Source organism: Arthrobacter sp. Sr33, from assembly GCF_054511195.1.
The window spans coordinates 108,984-127,149 of sequence record NZ_JBTNDD010000007.1 but is presented as its reverse complement, the minus strand read 5'-3'; the positions used below and the strand labels follow the sequence as shown (position 1 = coordinate 127,149).

Sequence of the window (18,166 nt, the reverse complement as noted above, 5' to 3'; positions counted from 1 at the left end):
TTTAGGCTGGTGACCAGCGAAATCTTAACGACCAGTTCAGCGGCTCCCTCCGCTGTTATCTGGTCCTGACCCAGAACAGGTGGTTGGAGTCCGTTGCTGCTCGAACTGCAGGGAATAACAAAGAGGTTTGGCACCCTGGTGGCCAACGACTCCATCGATCTGATCGTCAAACCGGGCGAAGTGCACTGCCTGCTGGGCGAAAATGGCGCAGGCAAGTCCACTCTGATGAATGTCCTCTATGGACTTTACGAACCTACCGAAGGCAGCATTCTGCTCGACGGCAAGGAAGTGACCTTCAATGGTCCGGGCGATGCGATGGCCGCGGGAATCGGCATGGTGCACCAGCACTTCATGCTGGTCCCGGTCTTCACCGTCGCCGAGAATGTGGCGTTGGGGGACGAGTTCACCCGCGCCGGTGGGATCCTCGATCTGGAGAAAACCCGTGCCAAGATCCGGGACATCTCCGAACGGTACGGGTTCGACGTCGACCCCGACGCCCTGATCGAGGACCTCCCCGTCGGCGTCCAGCAGCGGGTCGAGATCATCAAGGCCCTCGTTCGCAACGCGAGCATCCTGATCCTCGATGAACCCACAGCAGTCCTGACCCCCCAGGAAACCGACGAACTCATTGAAATCATCGGGCAGCTGAAGGCTGCTGGCACAGCCATTGTGTTCATCTCGCACAAGTTGCGGGAGGTCCGCGCCGTCTCCGACGTGATCACCGTGATCCGTCGCGGCGCGGTGGTGAGCAGCGTTGCACCGAGCACCAGCACCACCGACCTCGCGAACATGATGGTCGGCCGCCAGGTCAGCCTGAGCCTTAACAAGGCACCAGCGACCCCGGGAGAACGCACCTTCCAGGTCCGGAACCTCACGGTCCTGTCCGCCACCGGGCAACGCCTGGTCGACGACGTCACGTTCGACATCGCCGAAGGAGAGATCCTCGCCGTCGCGGGCGTCCAGGGCAATGGGCAGACCGAACTGACCGAAGCGATTATGGGCCTGCAGTCCCATACCAGCGGCTCAATCACGCTCAAGGGCACCGAGCTGATCGGGATGAAAGCCAGCCAGGTGATCAGGCAGGGCGTCGGCTTCGTTCCCGAGGACCGCACGGTCGACGGGCTGGTCGGGAGTTTCTCCGTAGCCGAGAACCTGATCCTCAACTGGTACAACGAACCCCCCTTCGCGAAGGGCCTGGCCATGAAACCCGCGGTGGTGCAGGCCAACGCCACAGCGAAGATCGAAGAATATGACGTGCGTACCCAGTCAGCCGACTCAGCTGTGGGCACGCTGTCAGGCGGAAACCAGCAAAAGGTGGTGCTGGCACGCGAACTTTCACGGCCACTGCACCTGTTCATCGCTTCCCAGCCCACCCGCGGCGTTGACGTCGGTTCCATCGAGTTCCTGCATAAGCGCATTGTCCAGGAGCGCGACGGCGGCACCCCGGTGATGATCGTGTCCACCGAGCTCGACGAAATCAGTGAACTGGCTGACCGAATCGCCGTGCTGCATCGCGGAAAGCTGATGGGTGTGGTCCCCGGAGACACCACTCGTGACATCCTCGGATTGATGATGGCCGGCATGACGGCGGACGAGGCGTTTGGCCAGTCCGCGGAGGAGAAAAAATGAGTTCACAGTCGCAATCCGGCGATGCCTCACGCAGCGTCCTGCACCGGCTCATGGGCGGAAGTACACTGGTGGCACTGCTGTCGGTAGTGCTGTCGATCGTGCTCGGTGGGCTACTCATCGCAGTGACTGACGAGCGGGTCGCCGAGACGTCGTCGTACTTCTTCAGCCGCCCCGGCGACATGCTCTCGGCGGCCTGGGAAGCGGCCAGCGGTGCCTACATTGCCCTGTTCCAGGGCGCCGTGTTCAACCCTCGTGCCGATACCTTGGCCGCATCGATCCGGCCATTCACCGAAACACTCACCGTCGCGACCCCGCTGATCCTCGCCGGCCTCGGCGTGGCCATCGCGTTCCGCACCGGACTGTTCAACATCGGTGCCCAGGGCCAGATCATCATCGGCGCGACCTTCGCGGCCTGGGTAGGTTTCACCCTCGAACTGCCGCCAGGTATTCACCTGTTGATAGCAGTGCTCGCCGGGTTCATTGGTGGTGCCCTGTGGGGTTTCATCCCGGGCATTCTCAAGGCCCGCACCGGTGCCCACGAGGTGATTGTCACCATCATGCTCAACTATGTTGCCGTGTACCTGGTGGCCTACCTGCTATTCACACCGGCCTTCCAGAACCCCGGGTCGTCCAACCCCATCAGCCCCCGACTCGATGACTCGGCAATGTTCCCGCTGATCCTGGGATCCGGCTACCGATTGCATCTCGGTTTCCTCGTCGCAATTGCCGCGACCTACGGCGTGTGGTGGCTGCTGAACCGCTCAACCACCGGGTTCGAACTCCGTGCGGTCGGCGCCAACCCGCACGCCGCCCGTACCGCCGGTATCAGTGTGACCAAAGGGTACGTCGTGGTCATGATGCTCGCCGGCGGGCTTGCAGGACTTGCCGGCGTCGCCCAGGTCGCTGGCACCGAGAAGGTCCTCACAGGCGGTATCGCCGCCAGCTTCGGCTTCGACGCGATCACCGTCGCGCTGCTGGGCCGGTCCCACCCCTGGGGCGTCTTCTTCGCCGGGTTGCTGTTCGGCGCGTTCCGCGCCGGCGGGGTCCAGATGCAGACCCAGACCGGCACCCCCATCGACATTGTCCTGGTGGTGCAGTCACTGATCGTGCTGTTCATTGCGGCGCCGCCCCTGATCAAAGCCATCTTCAGGATCGACCAGAAAAAGAAGAAAAAGAAGTCCAACAAGCCTGACCGGTCCGAGGACATCACCACCCCAACTGCAGCTGGAGGCCTGGCGTGAGCACCGCAACAGAAGCGCGGCCCAAGAAGCAGGCGCCAGGCGCAACAGTGAGGAACTGGAAAGCGCCCATCGGGTTCGGTATCGGCGCCCTGGTCGCCCTGCTGGTGTTTGCCGCGGGTAGCCCCGCCCAGACGGCGGTCTTCCGTATCTCCGACGATTCGGACCGGTTCCGGCTGGCCGATGTCGCGTTGCCCGCAACAGCGGTGGGTTGGTTCACCGCCGTCGCACTGACACTGCTCGCGGTCTACGCGTTCCTGCAGGTCAGGAACGGCCGAAAGCTCAACAAGTGGATCCCGATCATCTACGGTGTGCTGTTCATGATCGGTTTCCTCACCTGGGTGGTGGGAAGCGCCAACACTCCCAGCATCTCGCTGTCCGGCCTGATCGCGGGGTCGGTCACCCTCGCCATTCCGCTGATCTTCGGCTCCCTCTCGGGTGTCCTGTGTGAACGCGTGGGGGTAGTGAACATTGCGATCGAGGGTCAACTGCTGTCCGGCGCGTTTGCGGCGGCAGTAGCAGCCTCGATCTCCGGCAACGCCTACGTGGGGCTGATCGCCGCTGCTTTCGCCGGAACCATGGTTTCCCTGGTCCTCGCGGTGTTCAGCATCAAGTATTTCGTGAACCAGATCATTGTCGGCGTGGTTTTGAACGTGCTGGTTTCGGGCCTCACCGGGTTCCTCGCCTCGACTCTCCTGAGCCGCGACCCCGGCGCGTTCAACTCGCCGCCCAGCTTGCCGGACATCAGCATCCCGCTACTCTCCGAACTTCCGATCATCGGTGCGATCCTGTTCAAGCAGAGCATCGTCGGCTACCTCATGTATGTGGCAGTGATTGTGATCTACATCGGTCTCTTCCACACCAAGTGGGGGCTGCGCGTGAGGGCCGTCGGCGAGCACCCGCAGGCAGCGGACACCATGGGCATCAAGGTCAACTCGACCCGATTCTGGAACGTGTTGCTCGGCGGAGCAGTGGCCGGGTTCGGTGGAGCCTTCTTCACCCTCGTCTCCGTGAGTGCTTTCTCCAGGGATATGACGGCGGGCGCCGGCTATATTGCCCTGGCCGCACTGATCTTTGGGCGGTGGAACCCAATCGGAGCGTTCTTCGCGGCACTCCTCTTCGGCTTCTTCACCAACCTGCAGTACGTGCTATCCATCGTCGGCACGTCAGTGCCGAGCCAGTTCATGGCCATGCTCCCGTACATTGTCACCATTCTCGCCGTCGCTGGACTCGTCGGACGTTCCCGGCCTCCGGCAGCCAGCGGCACCCCGTACATGAAGGAGTGATCGTGACCTCGACGGCCCCTGAACCGGACCGGATTCCCTGGGACCAGCTCACCCAGGCCGCAACCGAAGCGATGCGCCGCGCCTATGTGCCGTACTCCAAGTTCCCGGTCGGTGCAGCAGCCCTGACCGATGACGGGCGTATCGTCTCCGGGTGCAATGTAGAGAACGCCTCCTACGGGTTGACCCTCTGCGCTGAGTGCTCACTGGTGAGCCAACTGCAAATGACCGGCGGCGGCAAGCTCGTCGCATTCAGCTGTGTTGACGGCGACGGCAACACCCTGATGCCCTGCGGGCGCTGCCGGCAGCTCCTGTACGAGTTCCGGGCGCCCGGAATGTTGCTCCTGACGGTCAGCGGCATCAAGACCATGGATGAGGTGCTCCCCGACGCGTTCGGCCCCGAGCACCTTGCCTGAAACCCACCCAGCGGATCCCATGCCCACCAAGACTTATGAAGTAAAGGACACCCCCACTCATGTCTGAGCAGTTCGACGCCGTCGACATCATCCGGATCAAGCGGGACAAAGGCACCCTCAGCCCGGCGCAGATCGACTGGACCATCGACGCGTACACCCGCGGTGCCATCGCCGATGAGCAAATGGCCGCCCTCAACATGGCGATCCTCCTTAACGGCATGAACCGTGAGGAAATCAGCCAGTGGACGACGGCGATGATCGCCTCCGGTGAGCGGATGGACTTCTCGTCGCTCGGCAAAGCCACCAGCGACAAACACTCGACGGGCGGCGTCGGCGACAAGATCACGCTCCCACTGGCACCCCTGGTCGCGGTCTTCGGGGTAGCAGTCCCGCAGCTCTCGGGGCGTGGACTGGGCCACACCGGGGGCACCCTGGACAAGCTGGAGTCCATCCCCGGCTGGCGCGCCGACCTGACAAACGACGAAATGATGCGCCAACTGGCCGACGTCGGAGCCGTGATCTGCGCTGCGGGAGCCGGTCTGGCGCCCGCCGACAAGAAGCTCTACGCGCTGCGTGACGTGACGGGTACGGTCGAAGCGATCCCGCTTATTGCCTCCTCAATCATGAGCAAGAAAATCGCCGAAGGCACAGGGTCGCTGGTGCTCGACGTCAAGGTCGGTAGCGGCGCGTTCATGAAGAATCTGGAGCAGGCCCGCGAGCTGGCGCGCACCATGGTCGCCCTGGGCCAGGACGCGGGCGTCAACACCGTTGCGTTGCTCACGAACATGGCGACCCCACTGGGCCTCACCGCAGGCAACGCCATCGAGGTTGAGGAATCCGTTGAGGTGCTGGCCGGCGGCGGCCCGCAGGACGTCGTCGAACTGACCGTCAGACTTGCGGAGGAAATGCTTGCCTGCGCCGGGGTGAAGGACGCGGATCCGGCCGCCGCGCTGCAGGACGGGCGTGCCATGGACGTGTGGAACAAAATGATCGAAGCCCAGGGCGGCGATCCCCGCGCAACCCTGCCGGTAGCCAAGGAATCCGAGACTATCTTTGCTCCCGCTGACGGGGTTCTGGTGGAACTGGATGCGCTGTCCGTTGGGGTTGCCGCCTGGCGCCTCGGGGCGGGACGTGCCCGTAAGGAAGATGCAGTGCAGGCAGGGGCCGGAATCCGGATGCACGCCAAGCCCGGTGCGCTGGTGCGGGCTGGCGAGCCGCTGATGACCCTGCTGACCGATACCCCCGAGAAGTTCGATCGGGCACGCGAGGCGCTCGACGGCGCCGTCGTCATTGCGCCCGAAGGATCCAGGCCCAATTATCAGCTGATCCTGGACCGTATCGCCGAGGCGTAACAGCCGCGCCGAGCGCGCCGCCGCCGGACTGTCCTGGCGGTGATGTCCCCCTGTAGGTGGATGCGGGCAGCCCAAAGATCAGCCGAACGGGCGACGCGGTCCGGGACCTCCTCGCCCTAACGTTGAGGTATCACGGCGACCGAACAACCTGGCCCGAACAACTTGGCCCGAACAACTTGGCCCGACCAACCTGGCATTGACACAACCGGGCCCTGACACAACCGGCCTCAGCCCTGAGGGAAACAGGGGTTGTGTCAGGGGATCCACCCATGGCGGCGACCCTCGACGGATGGCATCGTGATAACTGTCGGACAGTCAGCGAGGGCGGATAAGGGGGTAGATCGAACATGGACGCTGTCATCACAGCCCTGAACGCGGTCAGCACCTTCATCCTCAGCACCGCCGAGCAACCCTGGGTCTACCTCCTGGTGTTCATCTGCTGCACCGTCGACGGGTTCTTCCCGCCCTTCCCCAGCGAATCGGTGGTTGTCGGGCTCGCCTCACTAGTGCTCACCCAGGGTGTTCCCAACCCCTGGTTCCTGATAATTTCGGCGGGTCTCGGGGCGTTCATCGGCGACAACATTGCGTACGCGATGGGAAAAGCGATCGGCACCCGACGGTTTCGTTGGATGCGCTCGGCCCGTATGCAACGCTCCTTTGCCTGGGCCGGATATGAGCTGCAAAAGCGCGCTGCCTCACTGATCCTTGTGGCACGGTTCATCCCCATCGGGCGGGTGGCGGTGAACCTCACGGCGGGGGCCACCGGGTATTCACGTCGAAGCTTTGTTGGGCTCACCGCACTCTCGGCGGTGGTGTGGTCGACCTACTCGGTCGGCATTGGCGTCCTCGCTGGCTCCTGGTTCGAGCACAATCATCTGCTCGGCGTCATGGTAGCCATCGGGATCGCCGTCATTCTCGGGATCGTTGTGGACCGCATCATTGCAGCGGTCCGCGGCTCAACGCCGATGCGTCCTGAGCCGGCCAGGGTTCCCTCGGACAGCAAGTAACGGTGCCGTGCCTGAACGGGCGCCTCAGCGCTAGTCCCCACAAAGCACCTCGCGTAAGGTAAGTGAAGTGACTGAGCCAATAATCTCCCCAGCGACCGACCTCTCCTTCGACCTGCGGAGCCTGCCCAAGGTGTCCCTGCATGACCACCTCGACGGCGGCCTGCGCCCGTCCACCATCATCGAACTAGCCGAAGCGGTTGGCCACCAACTGCCGTCCACCGATCCGGTGGCATTGGGCGAATGGTTCAGGGAATCAGCCAACTCCGGTTCCCTGGTCCGCTACCTCGAGACTTTTGACCACACCATCGCTGTCATGCAGACCCGCGAAGGGCTGATCCGCGTAGCCCGCGAGTTCGTTGAGGACCTGGCCGACGACGGCGTCGTCTACGGTGAGGTGCGCTGGGCCCCGGAACAGCACACCGCCAAGGGCCTCAGCCTTGACGAAGCCGTTGAAGCTGTCCAGCAGGGCCTCGACGAGGGCGTCGACGCAATCGTTGCCGGCGGCCGGGCCATCCAGGTGGGTCAGCTGATCACCGCCATGCGGCACGCAGACCGCGGCCAGGAAATCGCTGAACTGGCCGTTCGCCACCGCGACAAGGGCGCCGTCGGGTTCGATATTGCCGGCGCCGAGGACGGATTCCTGCCGTCCCGGTTCAAGGACGCGTTCACCTACCTGGCAGAACACCAGTTCCCGGTGACCGTCCACGCTGGCGAGGCCGCTGGTCTGGACAGCATCGTTGACGCCCTGGTTCACGGGCACGCGCTTCGCCTCGGGCATGGGGTCCGGATCGCCGAAGACATCGAGATTGAATATGACGAGGACAGCGAAGAGCCCGAACTCGGCGTCGTCACCCTCGGCCAGGTGGCCGCCTGGGTACGCGACCGCGGCATCGTCCTTGAGGTGTGTCCCTCCTCGAACCTCCAGACCGGAGCCATCGCAGCGTTCGGCGGGGACATCGCCAGCCACCCCATCGACCTGCTGTTCCAGCTGGGATTCAAGGTGACCGTCAACACCGACAACCGCCTGATGAGCGGTGTCACCCTGACCGACGAGTTCGAGCTACTCTCCGAAACCTTCGACTATGACCTGGACGATCTGCTGGAGCTGACCCTCAACGCGGTCAACGCAGCGTTCCTGCCACTCGAAGACCGCGAGGCGCTTGCCGACTACGTCACCGAAGGTTTTCTTCGCGCTGATGCCTGAGTCGCCGCCGGGCTCCGCCTCGCCAGGAGGCCAGCATCCGCTGGACCGGCTGGTCGAGGTGGTAGCCCAGCTCCGGGAACACTGCCCCTGGATGGCTGAACTCACGCATGCTTCACTCGTCGAGTATCTGGTGGAGGAGTGCTATGAGCTGGTCGATGCGCTCGACGACGCCTCAAGCAGCGCTGCCAGTCTTGACTTAGCGGCCAACCTGGGCGGGGAACTGGGTGATGTGTTGCTGCAGGTGGTACTCCACGCCCAACTGCAGCGGGAGCACGGTCGTTTCGACCTCACCGACGTGATCGACGGTCTGACACGCAAGATGGTCCGTCGCAACCCCCACGTCTTCGCGCCCGACGGAACGCTGCGGCAGAGCTTTCCCTCCTCGATCGAATCGATCGTTGAGACCTGGCATCAGGTCAAGCGTGCGGAGGAGCCCGGTCGGGTTGATCCGTTCCACGGAATACCCACGCACCTTCCCGCTCTGGCTCTGGCGGCCAAAACCCTGCGTCGGGCCGCTGATCCGCTGCCTGAGCCAGCCGCAGCGTTGGCGGGCGCCGAACCGCAAACCGAAGCCGAACTGGGGGAGCAGTTGCTCGAGGTGGTGCAGCGAGCCATCGCGAGCGGGCTCGACCCGGAGCGGGCGCTACGCTCAGCGGCACTCCGATTTCAGGAGCGCTCACGCACCAGTCTTCCGGAGGACATGAAAGGCGCTGCGACAGACGTTTCCACTAGGCTGGGATCGAACCCATCAACCGGTCAGGTTTTCCCTGACCGGACGCCTTGAGATTATTCACCCTAGAACCAAAGGAGCAATATATGGCCATCATCGACGCCATCCACGCGCGTGAAATCCTCGATTCCCGCGGCAACCCCACCGTCGAGGTGGAAGTACTGCTCGACGACGACACCTTCGGCCGTGCGGCTGTGCCCTCCGGTGCTTCCACCGGTGCTTTCGAAGCCAACGAACGTCGTGATGGCGATAAGGCCCGCTACCTCGGCAAGGGTGTTCTGCAGGCCGTCGAAGCAGTGATCGAGCAGATCCAGCCGGCGCTCCTCGGCTTCGATGCCACCGACCAGCGGGCCATCGACCAGGCCATGATTGACCTCGACGGCACAGAGAACAAGTCAAGCCTTGGCGCCAACTCGATGCTTGGCGTTTCCCTGGCCATCGCCCGCGCCGCCGCGGAGTCCTCCAAGCTGCCGCTCTACCGTTACCTCGGCGGCCCCAACGCCCATGTACTGCCCGTTCCGCTGATGAATATCCTGAACGGCGGCTCCCACGCCGACTCCGACGTCGACATCCAGGAGTTCATGATCGTTCCCCTGGGCGCCGAATCCTTCTCCGAGGGTCTGCGCTGGGGCGTTGAGGTCTACCACGAACTGAAGTCCGTGCTCAAGGAAAAGGGCCTTGCCACCGGGTTGGGCGACGAAGGCGGATTTGCGCCAAACCTGCCGTCCAACCGCGATGCGCTCGACCTGATCACCACAGCCATCGAGCGTGCCGGCTACACGCCGGGTCAGGACATTGCCCTCGCACTGGATGTAGCGGCTTCGGAGTTCTACACGGACGGCGCCTACCACTTCGAGGGGAAGACGTTGTCCTCCGCCGACATGAACACCTACTACGGTGAACTGGTGCGCGACTACCCGTTGGTTTCCATCGAGGACCCCCTGGATGAAGAAGACTGGGACGGGTGGAAAGCCCTCACCGAACAGGTCGGCTCAAAGGTTCAGCTGGTTGGCGACGATCTCTTCGTCACCAACCCAGTGCGTCTCGCCCGCGGCATCGAAGCAGATACCGCCAACTCGCTGCTGGTCAAGGTCAACCAGATTGGAACACTGACCGAGACCCTCGATGCGATCTCCATGGCGCAGCGTGCTGGCTACACCACCATTACCTCGCACCGGTCAGGTGAAACCGAGGACACGACGATTGCTGATATCTGCGTCGCAACCAACGCCGGCCAGATCAAGACCGGCGCTCCGGCACGATCCGAGCGGGTGGCGAAGTACAACCAGCTCCTACGGATCGAAGAAGAGCTCGACGACGCCGCCCGGTACGCAGGGCGAGGCGCCTTCCCGCGTTTCAAAGCCTAGTTAGCAGCAGCGGCGGCTACCCTCGTAATAGGGACGGCTCACAGGCCACCAGTCCCGATACAGAGGATTTTGAGGAGTTTTGATGTCTACCCGCCGCCCCAAGGTGCCGCGCAGCGCTGGTCCTCAGGCGCCGCCGGCACCAGCACCCATCGACCGGCATGGGACACACGCCACGCCTACGGCGCGGCGAACACCCAAGAAGCCTGTCGCGGGTGCAGGCAAGCCCACCGCAGCCAAACCGGCTACACGCGGTGCGGGTCCGACCGGGAAACCGGCAGGACCCGCACCGCGTCCGGCGCCAACACCTCTGACCCCGTCAGAGGAACGGGCGAAGCAGCGGCTGCAACTCGCTGGCACCATCCGGCGGGCACGCCAACCGTTCCGGCGTGAAGCGCCAGCAATTGTGCCGGCCGAGGATGCCAAGCCCATTCCGGCCAAATCCTTCTCCGGTCGGCTCCTGGCGCTGGCGGTAGTGCTGGTGACCATCACGGTCCTCCTGGCGCCATCGGTGCGCACCTACCTGCTCCAGCAGGGCGAGCTCAACACTCTGCGGGACGAGATTGCCGCCCTGGAGGAAACCCAACTGGAATCCCAGCGGCAGCTCGCCCGCTGGGAGGACCCCGCCTATATCAAGGCCCAGGCCCGCGAACGAATTTTCCTGGTAATGCCCGGTGAGACCCGCTATGTGGTGGTCGGCGACACCGAACCAGGCGAAGAAGCAGTCGGCTCCTCCGGCGACGCCCCGCAGGATCTCCCCTGGGTCGATGCGCTCTGGGACTCCATTGAGCGGTCTGCAACAGACTCCTAGCGCCCGCACCCGCGCTCATCATTCCCGGTGCAGGTCCCGGAACACCGCACCTCATCTCCCTCCACGAACTTCAACCACGAAAGGTTGGGCCCCGATATGGACGCTGCACCCGGCACCGAGCTGACCACATCCGATCTGGAAACCCTCAGCCGCCAACTTGGCCGTCCCGTGCGCGACGTCGTCGAAATTGGTGCTCGCTGTGTCTGCGGCAACCCGCTGGTGGCGACCACCGCCCCCCGGCTATCCAACGGCATCCCCTTTCCCACCACCTACTACCTGACGCATCCGGTGATCACTGCTGCGGTCTCCCGCCTTGAAGCGTCGGGCTTGATGGCCGAGATGACGACACGGCTTGAACACGACCCGGGACTCGCCGAGAAGTACCAGTCGGCACACGAGCAGTACCTTCGTGTCCGTAAAGCCATCGGCGACCGGTCAGGGACGGGTCCTGTTCCGGAGATCGACGGCGTGTCAGCCGGCGGAATGCCCACCCGGGTCAAATGCCTCCACGTCCTGGTGGGACACTCGCTGGCGGCCGGCCCAGGTGTCAACCCGCTCGGCGACGAAGCGGTTGAAGGTATTGCCCAGTGGTGGACCCGGAACACCTGCTACTGCTCCGGTGCCTGGGACACGGCCGGATCGGCGCCGGACCGCGAACTCAGCCGGCACACCCGCACCCAGAACCTCAGCCCAGAGGAAATCGACGCGAAACGCGCCTCGCGTCGTGCGGCTGCCGACGCGGCTGAAGCGACGACGGCCCCCACCGGCACAGCACCCACCGGCCCAGCACCCACCGGCCCAGCACCCACCGGCACCGACGCAAACACGCCGGAGAAACCATGATCCGCACAGCCGCCATCGATTGCGGCACCAATTCCATCCGACTGCTGATCGCTGACGTGGACGACGACGGCAGGTCACTCACCGACGTCGTGCGTCTCATGCGCGTGGTCAGGCTTGGAGAGGGAGTGGATACCACCGGGCGGTTGTCCGCGGCCGCGCTCGAACGCACCCTCACCGCGGTCCGCGAATACGCTGAACTTATCGGTCTGCACGGAGCCGACCGGATACGGTTCGTCGCCACCTCGGCGACCAGGGATGCCGAGAACCGCGAAGAATTCACCTCGGGCATTAGCGCACTGCTGGGGGTAGCGCCGGAAGTGGTCAGCGGGGCTGAAGAAGCCGCACTGTCATTCGATGGTGCGCTGAGCGTGCTTCCCGCGGCGGCCTCCCCGGCCGATGAGTCGCTGGCGCTCGTCGTCGATCTGGGCGGCGGAAGCACCGAATTCGTCCTCGGCACTTCTGCAGGGGTGACGGCCTCACGCAGCATGGATATGGGGTGCGTGCGATTCACTGAGCGCTACCTGGCCGCAGACCCGCCCACTGCTCAGGAGATCGCGACCATGGAAACCGAGGTCCGACGCCTGATCGCCGAGGCTTCACAGGACGTGCCATTTGACCGGGTCAGCCGGCTGATAGGGGTGGCAGGAACCATCACCACCATCACCGCTCATGCGTTGGACCTGCCGGGGTACAGCTCGGCGGACATTCATGGCGCAGAACTGGACCAGGAGCGGGTCTGGCGGGCCTCCACCGAGCTGCTGGCAATGAGCAGGGAATCCCGCGCCGCCCTGCCGTACATGCACCCGGGCCGGGTGGATGTGATCGGTGCCGGAGCATTGATTTGGCGCACCATCACCGCCCACCTTGCCGATGCCACCGGGGGCAGGGTGAAAACCTCTGTCGCCAGCGAGCACGATATTCTTGACGGAATTGCCCTCAGCCAGAACAGGAAAACCACCCAGTGACCAACCCCAGCGGAGCTTTCGGCTCCCGGTTGCGAGCCACGGCTTGCCTGCTCGGTGTGGCTGTCGCAGCAGCACTCCTTCCTGCCCTCCCGGCTCAGGCAGATGACCTGCGGGAACGCGAATACTGGCTGGAAGACTACGGGATCGTCGAAGCCTGGGAAACCACCAAGGGCGAGGGAGTCCGGGTCGCTGTCATCGACAGCGGCGTCGACGGTTCACATCCCGATCTTGAGGGAGTGGTGGTAGGCGGCAGCGACGTTTCGGGGTCGGGGCAACCCGACGGTCAGCTCGGCATCGGCGAGGTTGCTGAGCACGGCACTCTCGTCGCCAGCCTGCTGGCCGGGCGCGGGCACCTGCCCGATCCTCCGCCCAGCCCCTCACCATCCGATGACGAAGATGCCGCTGACGAGTCGCCGTCGCCCGAACCGGTCGCTACGTCCGGCCCCGATACCTACGGTCGGGGATCGGACGGGATTGTCGGAGTGGCACCTGAGTCAGAGCTGTTGGCCGTGTCCGTCTGGATTGAAGGCGAAACCAAGGGACCCAATCCAGCGGGCATCAGTATCGACGCCCAGATCCCGAACGCTGTGCGCTGGGCGGTGGACAACGGAGCCCAGGTGATCAACATGTCGCTTGGAAGCACCTCACCGACCTGGCCGGAGAGCTGGGACGAGGCCTTCCTTTACGCCGAGCAAAACGACGTCGTCATCGTCGCCGCCGCGGGTAACCGTGCGGGAGGCTCCCTGCAGGTGGGTGCTCCGGCGACCATGCCGGGCGTTCTTGCCGTCGCTGGTCTGGACCGGGAGGGCGAAGCGAGCCGCGAATCCTCGTCCGAGGGAATCAGTATCGGGGTCGCTGCTCCTGCCGAGAACCTGGTGGGAGCCCTGCCGGGTGGGGTGTACGCCGACTGGTCGGGCAGCTCGGGAGCTGCGCCTCTGGTCGCTGGAACCGCCGCGCTGATCCGTTCGAAGTACCCTGACCTCTCCGCGGCCCAGGTCGTCAACCGGATTTTGTTGACGGCCCAGGAGGCCGGCGCCGAGGGCGAGGAACGCGACACTATCTACGGCTACGGGATCCTCGACGTGGTAGCGGCGGTTAATGCCGAGATTGCCGTCCCCGAGGAAAACCTCCTGGGTTCGATGGCCGAGTATATCGAGATCTACCGCAGGGGAGCTCCAGCACCCCCACCCGAGGCCGATGCTCCAGCCAGCAAACCCACGGCGGCCGATATCCCCGAGCCGGAGGTGCCGGTGGCCGAAGATGGCACTGGCACCTCCGGCGGGCTTCCCGCGTCGATCGTGCTGGGTTTTGGCGGCCTGATAGTGGTGGTCCTTGCCGCTGGGACCTTCGCAGTCGTCCGTGCGCGGAGGGCCGCTTTGTCCAACCCGATGGACGAGAATACCGACACGGATTCTTTGGAAGCGGCCGCCGAACCTCGGCCCTAGACACTGATCCTGTTGGCCGGGCTCAAGGCTCAACGTAAACTTAGTGAACTTTTTCACAAAGTCCGGTACCATCGAGGCATGGCACTGAATCAACAGTTCTCCGATCGTCCGCGCATTCTTGTAGTCGGTGGCGGCTACGTAGGTCTCTATGTGGCCCACAAGTTACAGAAGAAGATCAGGTCCCACGGTGGCATTGTCACCCTGGTGGACCCGCTGCCCTACATGACGTACCAGCCGTTCCTCCCCGAGGTGGCCGGTGGCAACATTGAAGCCCGCCACGCCGTGGTTTCGCACCGCACCCACCTCAAGCAGACCGAGTTGATCACCGGCAAGGTCACCGGCATCGACCACGCCCGCCGTACTGCAACGGTCGCCCCGGCTGACGGTAGCGAACCGTTCGAGTTGACCTACCGCGATGTCGTCGTCGCCGCCGGTTCCATCACCCGGACCTTCCCCATTGAAGGGTTGAAGGACCAGGGGATCGGCCTGAAAACCATCGAGGAAGCTGTCGCACTGCGCAACCAGATGCTGGAGCGGATCGAGACCGGCTCGCTGATGGCGGCCGGACCGGAGCGCGACCGTGCCCTGACCTTCGTTGTGGTTGGCGGCGGATTCGCCGGTATTGAAACCATCACCGAAATCGAGGACATGGCCCGGGCGGCGGTCAAGAAAAACGACCGGCTTGAGCACTCGGACCTGAGGTTCGTCCTGGTGGAAGCCATGGGACGGATCATGCCCGAGGTAACTGAATCCCAGGCGGTGTGGGTGGTCGCCCACCTAAGGTCCCGAGGAATTCAGGTCAAGTTGAATACCTCGTTGGCTAGCGCGGTGGATGGCCGGCTGAAGCTGATCAATATGCCGGACAAGACTCCAGCGGACGAGTTCGAGACTGACACCCTGATCTGGACCGCTGGGGTTCAGGCCAACCCGATGGTCAGGTCCTCTGACTTCCCGATCGACGAGCGTGGCCGTATTCGCGCCAACGCCGAACTGCGGATCACCGGCGACGATGGACCCCTTGAGGGTGCCTGGACTGCAGGCGATGTCGCAGCAGTTCCGGACCTCACCGGCGGCGGCGTCGGCGGATTCTGCGTTCCCAACGCCCAACACGCTGTGCGCCAGGCCAAACTCCTCGCGAAGAACATCTACGCGCAGAACAACGGCGTCGGCAGGGTCAAGGAATACAAGCACAAAAACCTCGGTGCTGTGGCTGGCTTCGGGCAGTACAAGGGTGTTGCCAACATCATGGGCTTCGGCATGCGAGGACTCCCCGCGTGGTTGGCTCACCGTGGCTATCACGGGATGGCGATGCCGATGTTCGAGCGTAAGTTCCGAGTGGTCTTCAACTGGATTCTGAGCTTCGTCTTCGGACGGGACACCACCCAGCTGATGGATTTGCAGACGCCCAAGCGTCAGTTCCGTGAGGCCGCGACGCCGCCGCCGAAGAAGGATGAAGCTCCCTCCAGCGCCGGTGCAGCGAAAAGCGATTCCTATAGTGAGCCTGCCAGGAAATAGGTTCAGCTGACTGACTGGAATTAACGGCGGCACCGGCTCCTGGAGCGGGTGCCGCCGTCACCTTTTAACGGGGAGCGTGTGGCGGACCGACCCGCAGTGACGTGACCAGTCGCCGGGATGGATTGGCTCCGCTCGGACCACGTGTGGTGCAACGATCACGTAGGCTAGAGACGACGATTCAGCCCGTCACGCCCCAGTAGCCCAATGGCAGAGGCACCAGACTTAAAATCTGTTCAGTGTCAGTTCGAGTCTGACCTGGGGCACCAACAAGCCGCGTGGGCGAACGCGAAACTCCGGCTGGTTGTACCCCTCTGTGGCGAGCGTTACAAGGATGTGACCGTTTTTGCTTATTTTTGACACATTTTTGCATTAGCTTTTCTACATACCAGGAACACCTGGTGATCGCATCAAAGGCACAGAATGCCTTTCGGTCGAGGAGAAAACATACATGACTGCAACACGCAACTCCGTGCGGTTCGGCATTGGAGACAATGCACCTCGCGCGGCAAAGGTCGCTGCCTTGGGGCTGGGTATCGCGCTCTTTGCATCTGCCTGCGGCGGATCCACTCCTGAAGGAGACGGCGGCGAAACCTCAGCCGCCCCTGCCGCTGCAACCGGGCTCAGCTGCCCGGAGAGTCAGGGTGGCGAAGCGCCCGAGGCCAACCCGAAGGGGGACCCGTCCGCTGTTCCCGAGGCGACTACCACCTCCGACACACCACTGGTCCTGGGAACGCTGCTTCCAACCACAGGTGCTCTAGCGTTCCTCGGTCCGCCCGAAATTGCTGGCACCAACCTCGCCGTTCAGGAGATCAACGAGGCTGGCGGCGTGCTCGGCCAGGACGTCGAGATCATCCACCGCGACTCGGGTGACACGACCACCGACATTGCCACCCAGTCTGTGACGGATCTGCTGTCTCAGGACGTCAGCGCCATCATCGGCGCCGCATCCTCAGGTGTTTCACGAACCGTGATCAACCAGATCACCGGAGCTGGCGTGATCCAGATTTCGCCTGCGAACACTGCTCCCGACTTCACCGACTGGGATGACAACGGACTGTACTGGCGCACCGCACCTTCAGATGTGCTGCAGGGCCGCGTGCTCGGCAACTACATCATGGAATGTGGCGCCCAGACCGTCGGCATGGTCACCCTGAACGATGCTTACGGCACCGGGCTTCAGGGCTTCATCAGCGAGGCAGTTGAAGGAGCTGGTGGCCAGGTGGTCGCCAACGAGATGTTCAACGAGGGTGACTCACAGTTCAGCAGCCAGGTTGATGCAGTCGTCGCTGCCGAGCCGGACGCCATCGTAGTCATCAGCTTCGACCAGGCAACCAGCATTGTGCCGCTCTTGACGGCCCAGGGCATTGATCCAAGCACCCTGTTCCTGGTGGACGGCAACACGGCCGACTACAGTGCAGATCTGGATCCAGGAACCATGGAAGGTGCTCAGGGAACCATTCCTGGCCCCTTCACCGGTGACGCCTTCCAGGAGGCATTGCTGGAAATCGATCCCGCCCTCACCAGCTGGAGCTATGCAGGTGAAAGCTACGACGCTGCGAATGTTGTCGCGTTGGCAGCTGAAGCAGCAGGTTCAACCGATGGTGCAGCAATTGCAGCCGAACTTCAGGGTGTCACCGGCGAAGGCGAGAAGTGCTACGACTTCGCGGCTTGCGTGACCCTTCTGCGCGACGGCGAAGACATCGACTATGACGGTATCTCCGGCCCGATCACCTTTGACGAAAACGGTGACCCAACCGAAGCCTTCATCGGGATCTATGCATTCGACGGCGACAACGTCCCGCAGCCGAGCCGTTCCGAAACCGGACAGCTCTAAGCGGTCTAGTCAGCCCAACTGATTCACTCGCACCACCAACGGCCGTTGCAACTCCCAGAACCTGGGAGTTGCAACGGCCGTTTTGGTGAGCAACCCGGACAGCGGGGCATGTTTTCTCGCTGCCCACCGGACCGCCGCCAGCCGTCAGCCTGCAGCCGACCGTGTGGCCACCCGAACGACCCCAGTGCACTATAGGGAAGCCGCCTGTGCTCTACAGGGAGGCGTAAAGCTTGCCGGTGGAGGTTCGCCAGCCTCGACCGTCAAGAGGGCCGAGTTGCCCATCTTCGGTTCTGTGATCACCCGGGTTTTCCAGGCGAATCGTTCCACATAGGGCATGGCCCGCATGCCAGCGACGGTGCCCCGCATGAAGTCCTCGGTCTGCGCACTTGTGCAGGACCCTCACCTTGCCGAGGAAGCTGTCCACGTCCGCCCAGCCGTGACAATGCATGGTCATGGAATTGCGACGGTCCATGGGTTGTCTTTCCAGAGGAGGGACCGGAGTTCGCCGCGAGCACCAGCCTATGAGCCCA

15 protein-coding genes and 1 tRNA gene are annotated in these 18,166 nt (G+C 63.6%); all 16 read left to right on the top strand.

Features of this window, described 5'->3' with window-relative positions; all coding sequences use genetic code 11:
* Positions 1–93 precede the first annotated feature (93 nt).
* Complete coding sequence (locus ACX80T_RS10960; protein WP_459304422.1) at positions 94–1,629, top strand: ABC transporter ATP-binding protein; 1,536 nt, start codon at positions 94–96, stop codon at positions 1,627–1,629.
* Entirely contained in the window at positions 1,626–2,870 is a 1,245-nt protein-coding gene (locus ACX80T_RS10955; RefSeq protein WP_019483685.1) for an ABC transporter permease, read from the top strand. The genes ACX80T_RS10960 and ACX80T_RS10955 overlap by 4 nt, the downstream gene beginning before the upstream one ends.
* Positions 2,867–4,153, top strand: coding sequence for an ABC transporter permease (locus ACX80T_RS10950; protein WP_116778916.1), 1,287 nt, complete (start codon positions 2,867–2,869; stop codon positions 4,151–4,153). Before ACX80T_RS10955 ends, ACX80T_RS10950 begins: the two co-directional genes overlap by 4 nt.
* A complete protein-coding gene (locus ACX80T_RS10945) occupies positions 4,150–4,566 on the top strand; it encodes a cytidine deaminase (RefSeq protein WP_019483683.1) in 417 nt (138 codons plus the stop codon). Before ACX80T_RS10950 ends, ACX80T_RS10945 begins: the two co-directional genes overlap by 4 nt.
* 59 nt (positions 4,567–4,625) lie before the next feature.
* A complete protein-coding gene (locus tag ACX80T_RS10940) occupies positions 4,626–5,918 on the top strand; it encodes a thymidine phosphorylase (protein WP_116778917.1) in 1,293 nt (430 codons plus the stop codon).
* Between the two features lie 368 nt (positions 5,919–6,286).
* On the top strand, positions 6,287–6,925 hold the full coding sequence (locus ACX80T_RS10935) for a DedA family protein (RefSeq protein ID WP_459304468.1): 639 nt from the start codon (positions 6,287–6,289) through the stop codon (positions 6,923–6,925).
* A gap of 67 nt (positions 6,926–6,992) precedes the next feature.
* Complete coding sequence (locus ACX80T_RS10930) at positions 6,993–8,129, top strand: adenosine deaminase (protein WP_019483680.1); 1,137 nt, start codon at positions 6,993–6,995, stop codon at positions 8,127–8,129.
* Positions 8,122–8,913 (top strand): MazG nucleotide pyrophosphohydrolase domain-containing protein, encoded by a 792-nt coding sequence (locus ACX80T_RS10925; RefSeq protein WP_459304421.1) that lies wholly within the window; start codon positions 8,122–8,124, stop codon positions 8,911–8,913. The genes ACX80T_RS10930 and ACX80T_RS10925 overlap by 8 nt, the downstream gene beginning before the upstream one ends.
* Before the next feature lie 32 nt (positions 8,914–8,945).
* Complete coding sequence (eno, locus tag ACX80T_RS10920; RefSeq protein WP_019483678.1) at positions 8,946–10,226, top strand: phosphopyruvate hydratase; 1,281 nt, start codon at positions 8,946–8,948, stop codon at positions 10,224–10,226.
* An 82-nt stretch (positions 10,227–10,308) separates the two neighbouring features.
* A complete protein-coding gene (locus tag ACX80T_RS10915; protein WP_459304420.1) occupies positions 10,309–11,034 on the top strand; it encodes an FtsB family cell division protein in 726 nt (241 codons plus the stop codon).
* A 96-nt stretch (positions 11,035–11,130) separates the two neighbouring features.
* Positions 11,131–11,877, top strand: a complete 747-nt coding sequence (locus ACX80T_RS10910; protein ID WP_459304419.1) for a DUF501 domain-containing protein — start codon at positions 11,131–11,133, stop codon at positions 11,875–11,877.
* Positions 11,874–12,842 (top strand): Ppx/GppA phosphatase family protein, encoded by a 969-nt coding sequence (locus tag ACX80T_RS10905; protein WP_116778921.1) that lies wholly within the window; start codon positions 11,874–11,876, stop codon positions 12,840–12,842. The genes ACX80T_RS10910 and ACX80T_RS10905 overlap by 4 nt, the downstream gene beginning before the upstream one ends.
* Positions 12,839–14,287: a S8 family serine peptidase gene (locus tag ACX80T_RS10900; RefSeq protein ID WP_459304418.1), complete on the top strand. Its 1,449-nt coding sequence runs from the start codon at positions 12,839–12,841 to the stop codon at positions 14,285–14,287. Before ACX80T_RS10905 ends, ACX80T_RS10900 begins: the two co-directional genes overlap by 4 nt.
* A gap of 78 nt (positions 14,288–14,365) precedes the next feature.
* Complete coding sequence (locus ACX80T_RS10895) at positions 14,366–15,802, top strand: NAD(P)/FAD-dependent oxidoreductase (RefSeq protein WP_116778923.1); 1,437 nt, start codon at positions 14,366–14,368, stop codon at positions 15,800–15,802.
* Between the two features lie 190 nt (positions 15,803–15,992).
* A tRNA-Leu gene (locus ACX80T_RS10890) sits at positions 15,993–16,068 on the top strand.
* A gap of 182 nt (positions 16,069–16,250) precedes the next feature.
* Entirely contained in the window at positions 16,251–17,636 is a 1,386-nt protein-coding gene (locus tag ACX80T_RS10885; protein ID WP_116778924.1) for an ABC transporter substrate-binding protein, read from the top strand.
* Positions 17,637–18,166 lie beyond the last annotated feature (530 nt).

Excerpts from the sequence above, each read along its gene's own strand:
- ACX80T_RS10895 (WP_116778923.1), top strand. The coding sequence starts at position 14,366 with ATGGCACTGAATCAACAGTTCTCCGATCGTCCGCGCATTCTTGTAGTC.
- ACX80T_RS10940 (WP_116778917.1), top strand. The coding sequence starts at position 4,626 with ATGTCTGAGCAGTTCGACGCCGTCGACATCATCCGGATCAAGCGGGAC.
- ACX80T_RS10915 (WP_459304420.1), top strand. The coding sequence starts at position 10,309 with ATGTCTACCCGCCGCCCCAAGGTGCCGCGCAGCGCTGGTCCTCAGGCG.
- ACX80T_RS10955 (WP_019483685.1), top strand. The coding sequence starts at position 1,626 with ATGAGTTCACAGTCGCAATCCGGCGATGCCTCACGCAGCGTCCTGCAC.
- ACX80T_RS10925 (WP_459304421.1), top strand. The coding sequence starts at position 8,122 with ATGCCTGAGTCGCCGCCGGGCTCCGCCTCGCCAGGAGGCCAGCATCCG.
- eno (WP_019483678.1), top strand. The coding sequence starts at position 8,946 with ATGGCCATCATCGACGCCATCCACGCGCGTGAAATCCTCGATTCCCGC.
- ACX80T_RS10885 (WP_116778924.1), top strand. The coding sequence starts at position 16,251 with ATGACTGCAACACGCAACTCCGTGCGGTTCGGCATTGGAGACAATGCA.
- ACX80T_RS10910 (WP_459304419.1), top strand. The coding sequence starts at position 11,131 with ATGGACGCTGCACCCGGCACCGAGCTGACCACATCCGATCTGGAAACC.
- ACX80T_RS10905 (WP_116778921.1), top strand. The coding sequence starts at position 11,874 with ATGATCCGCACAGCCGCCATCGATTGCGGCACCAATTCCATCCGACTG.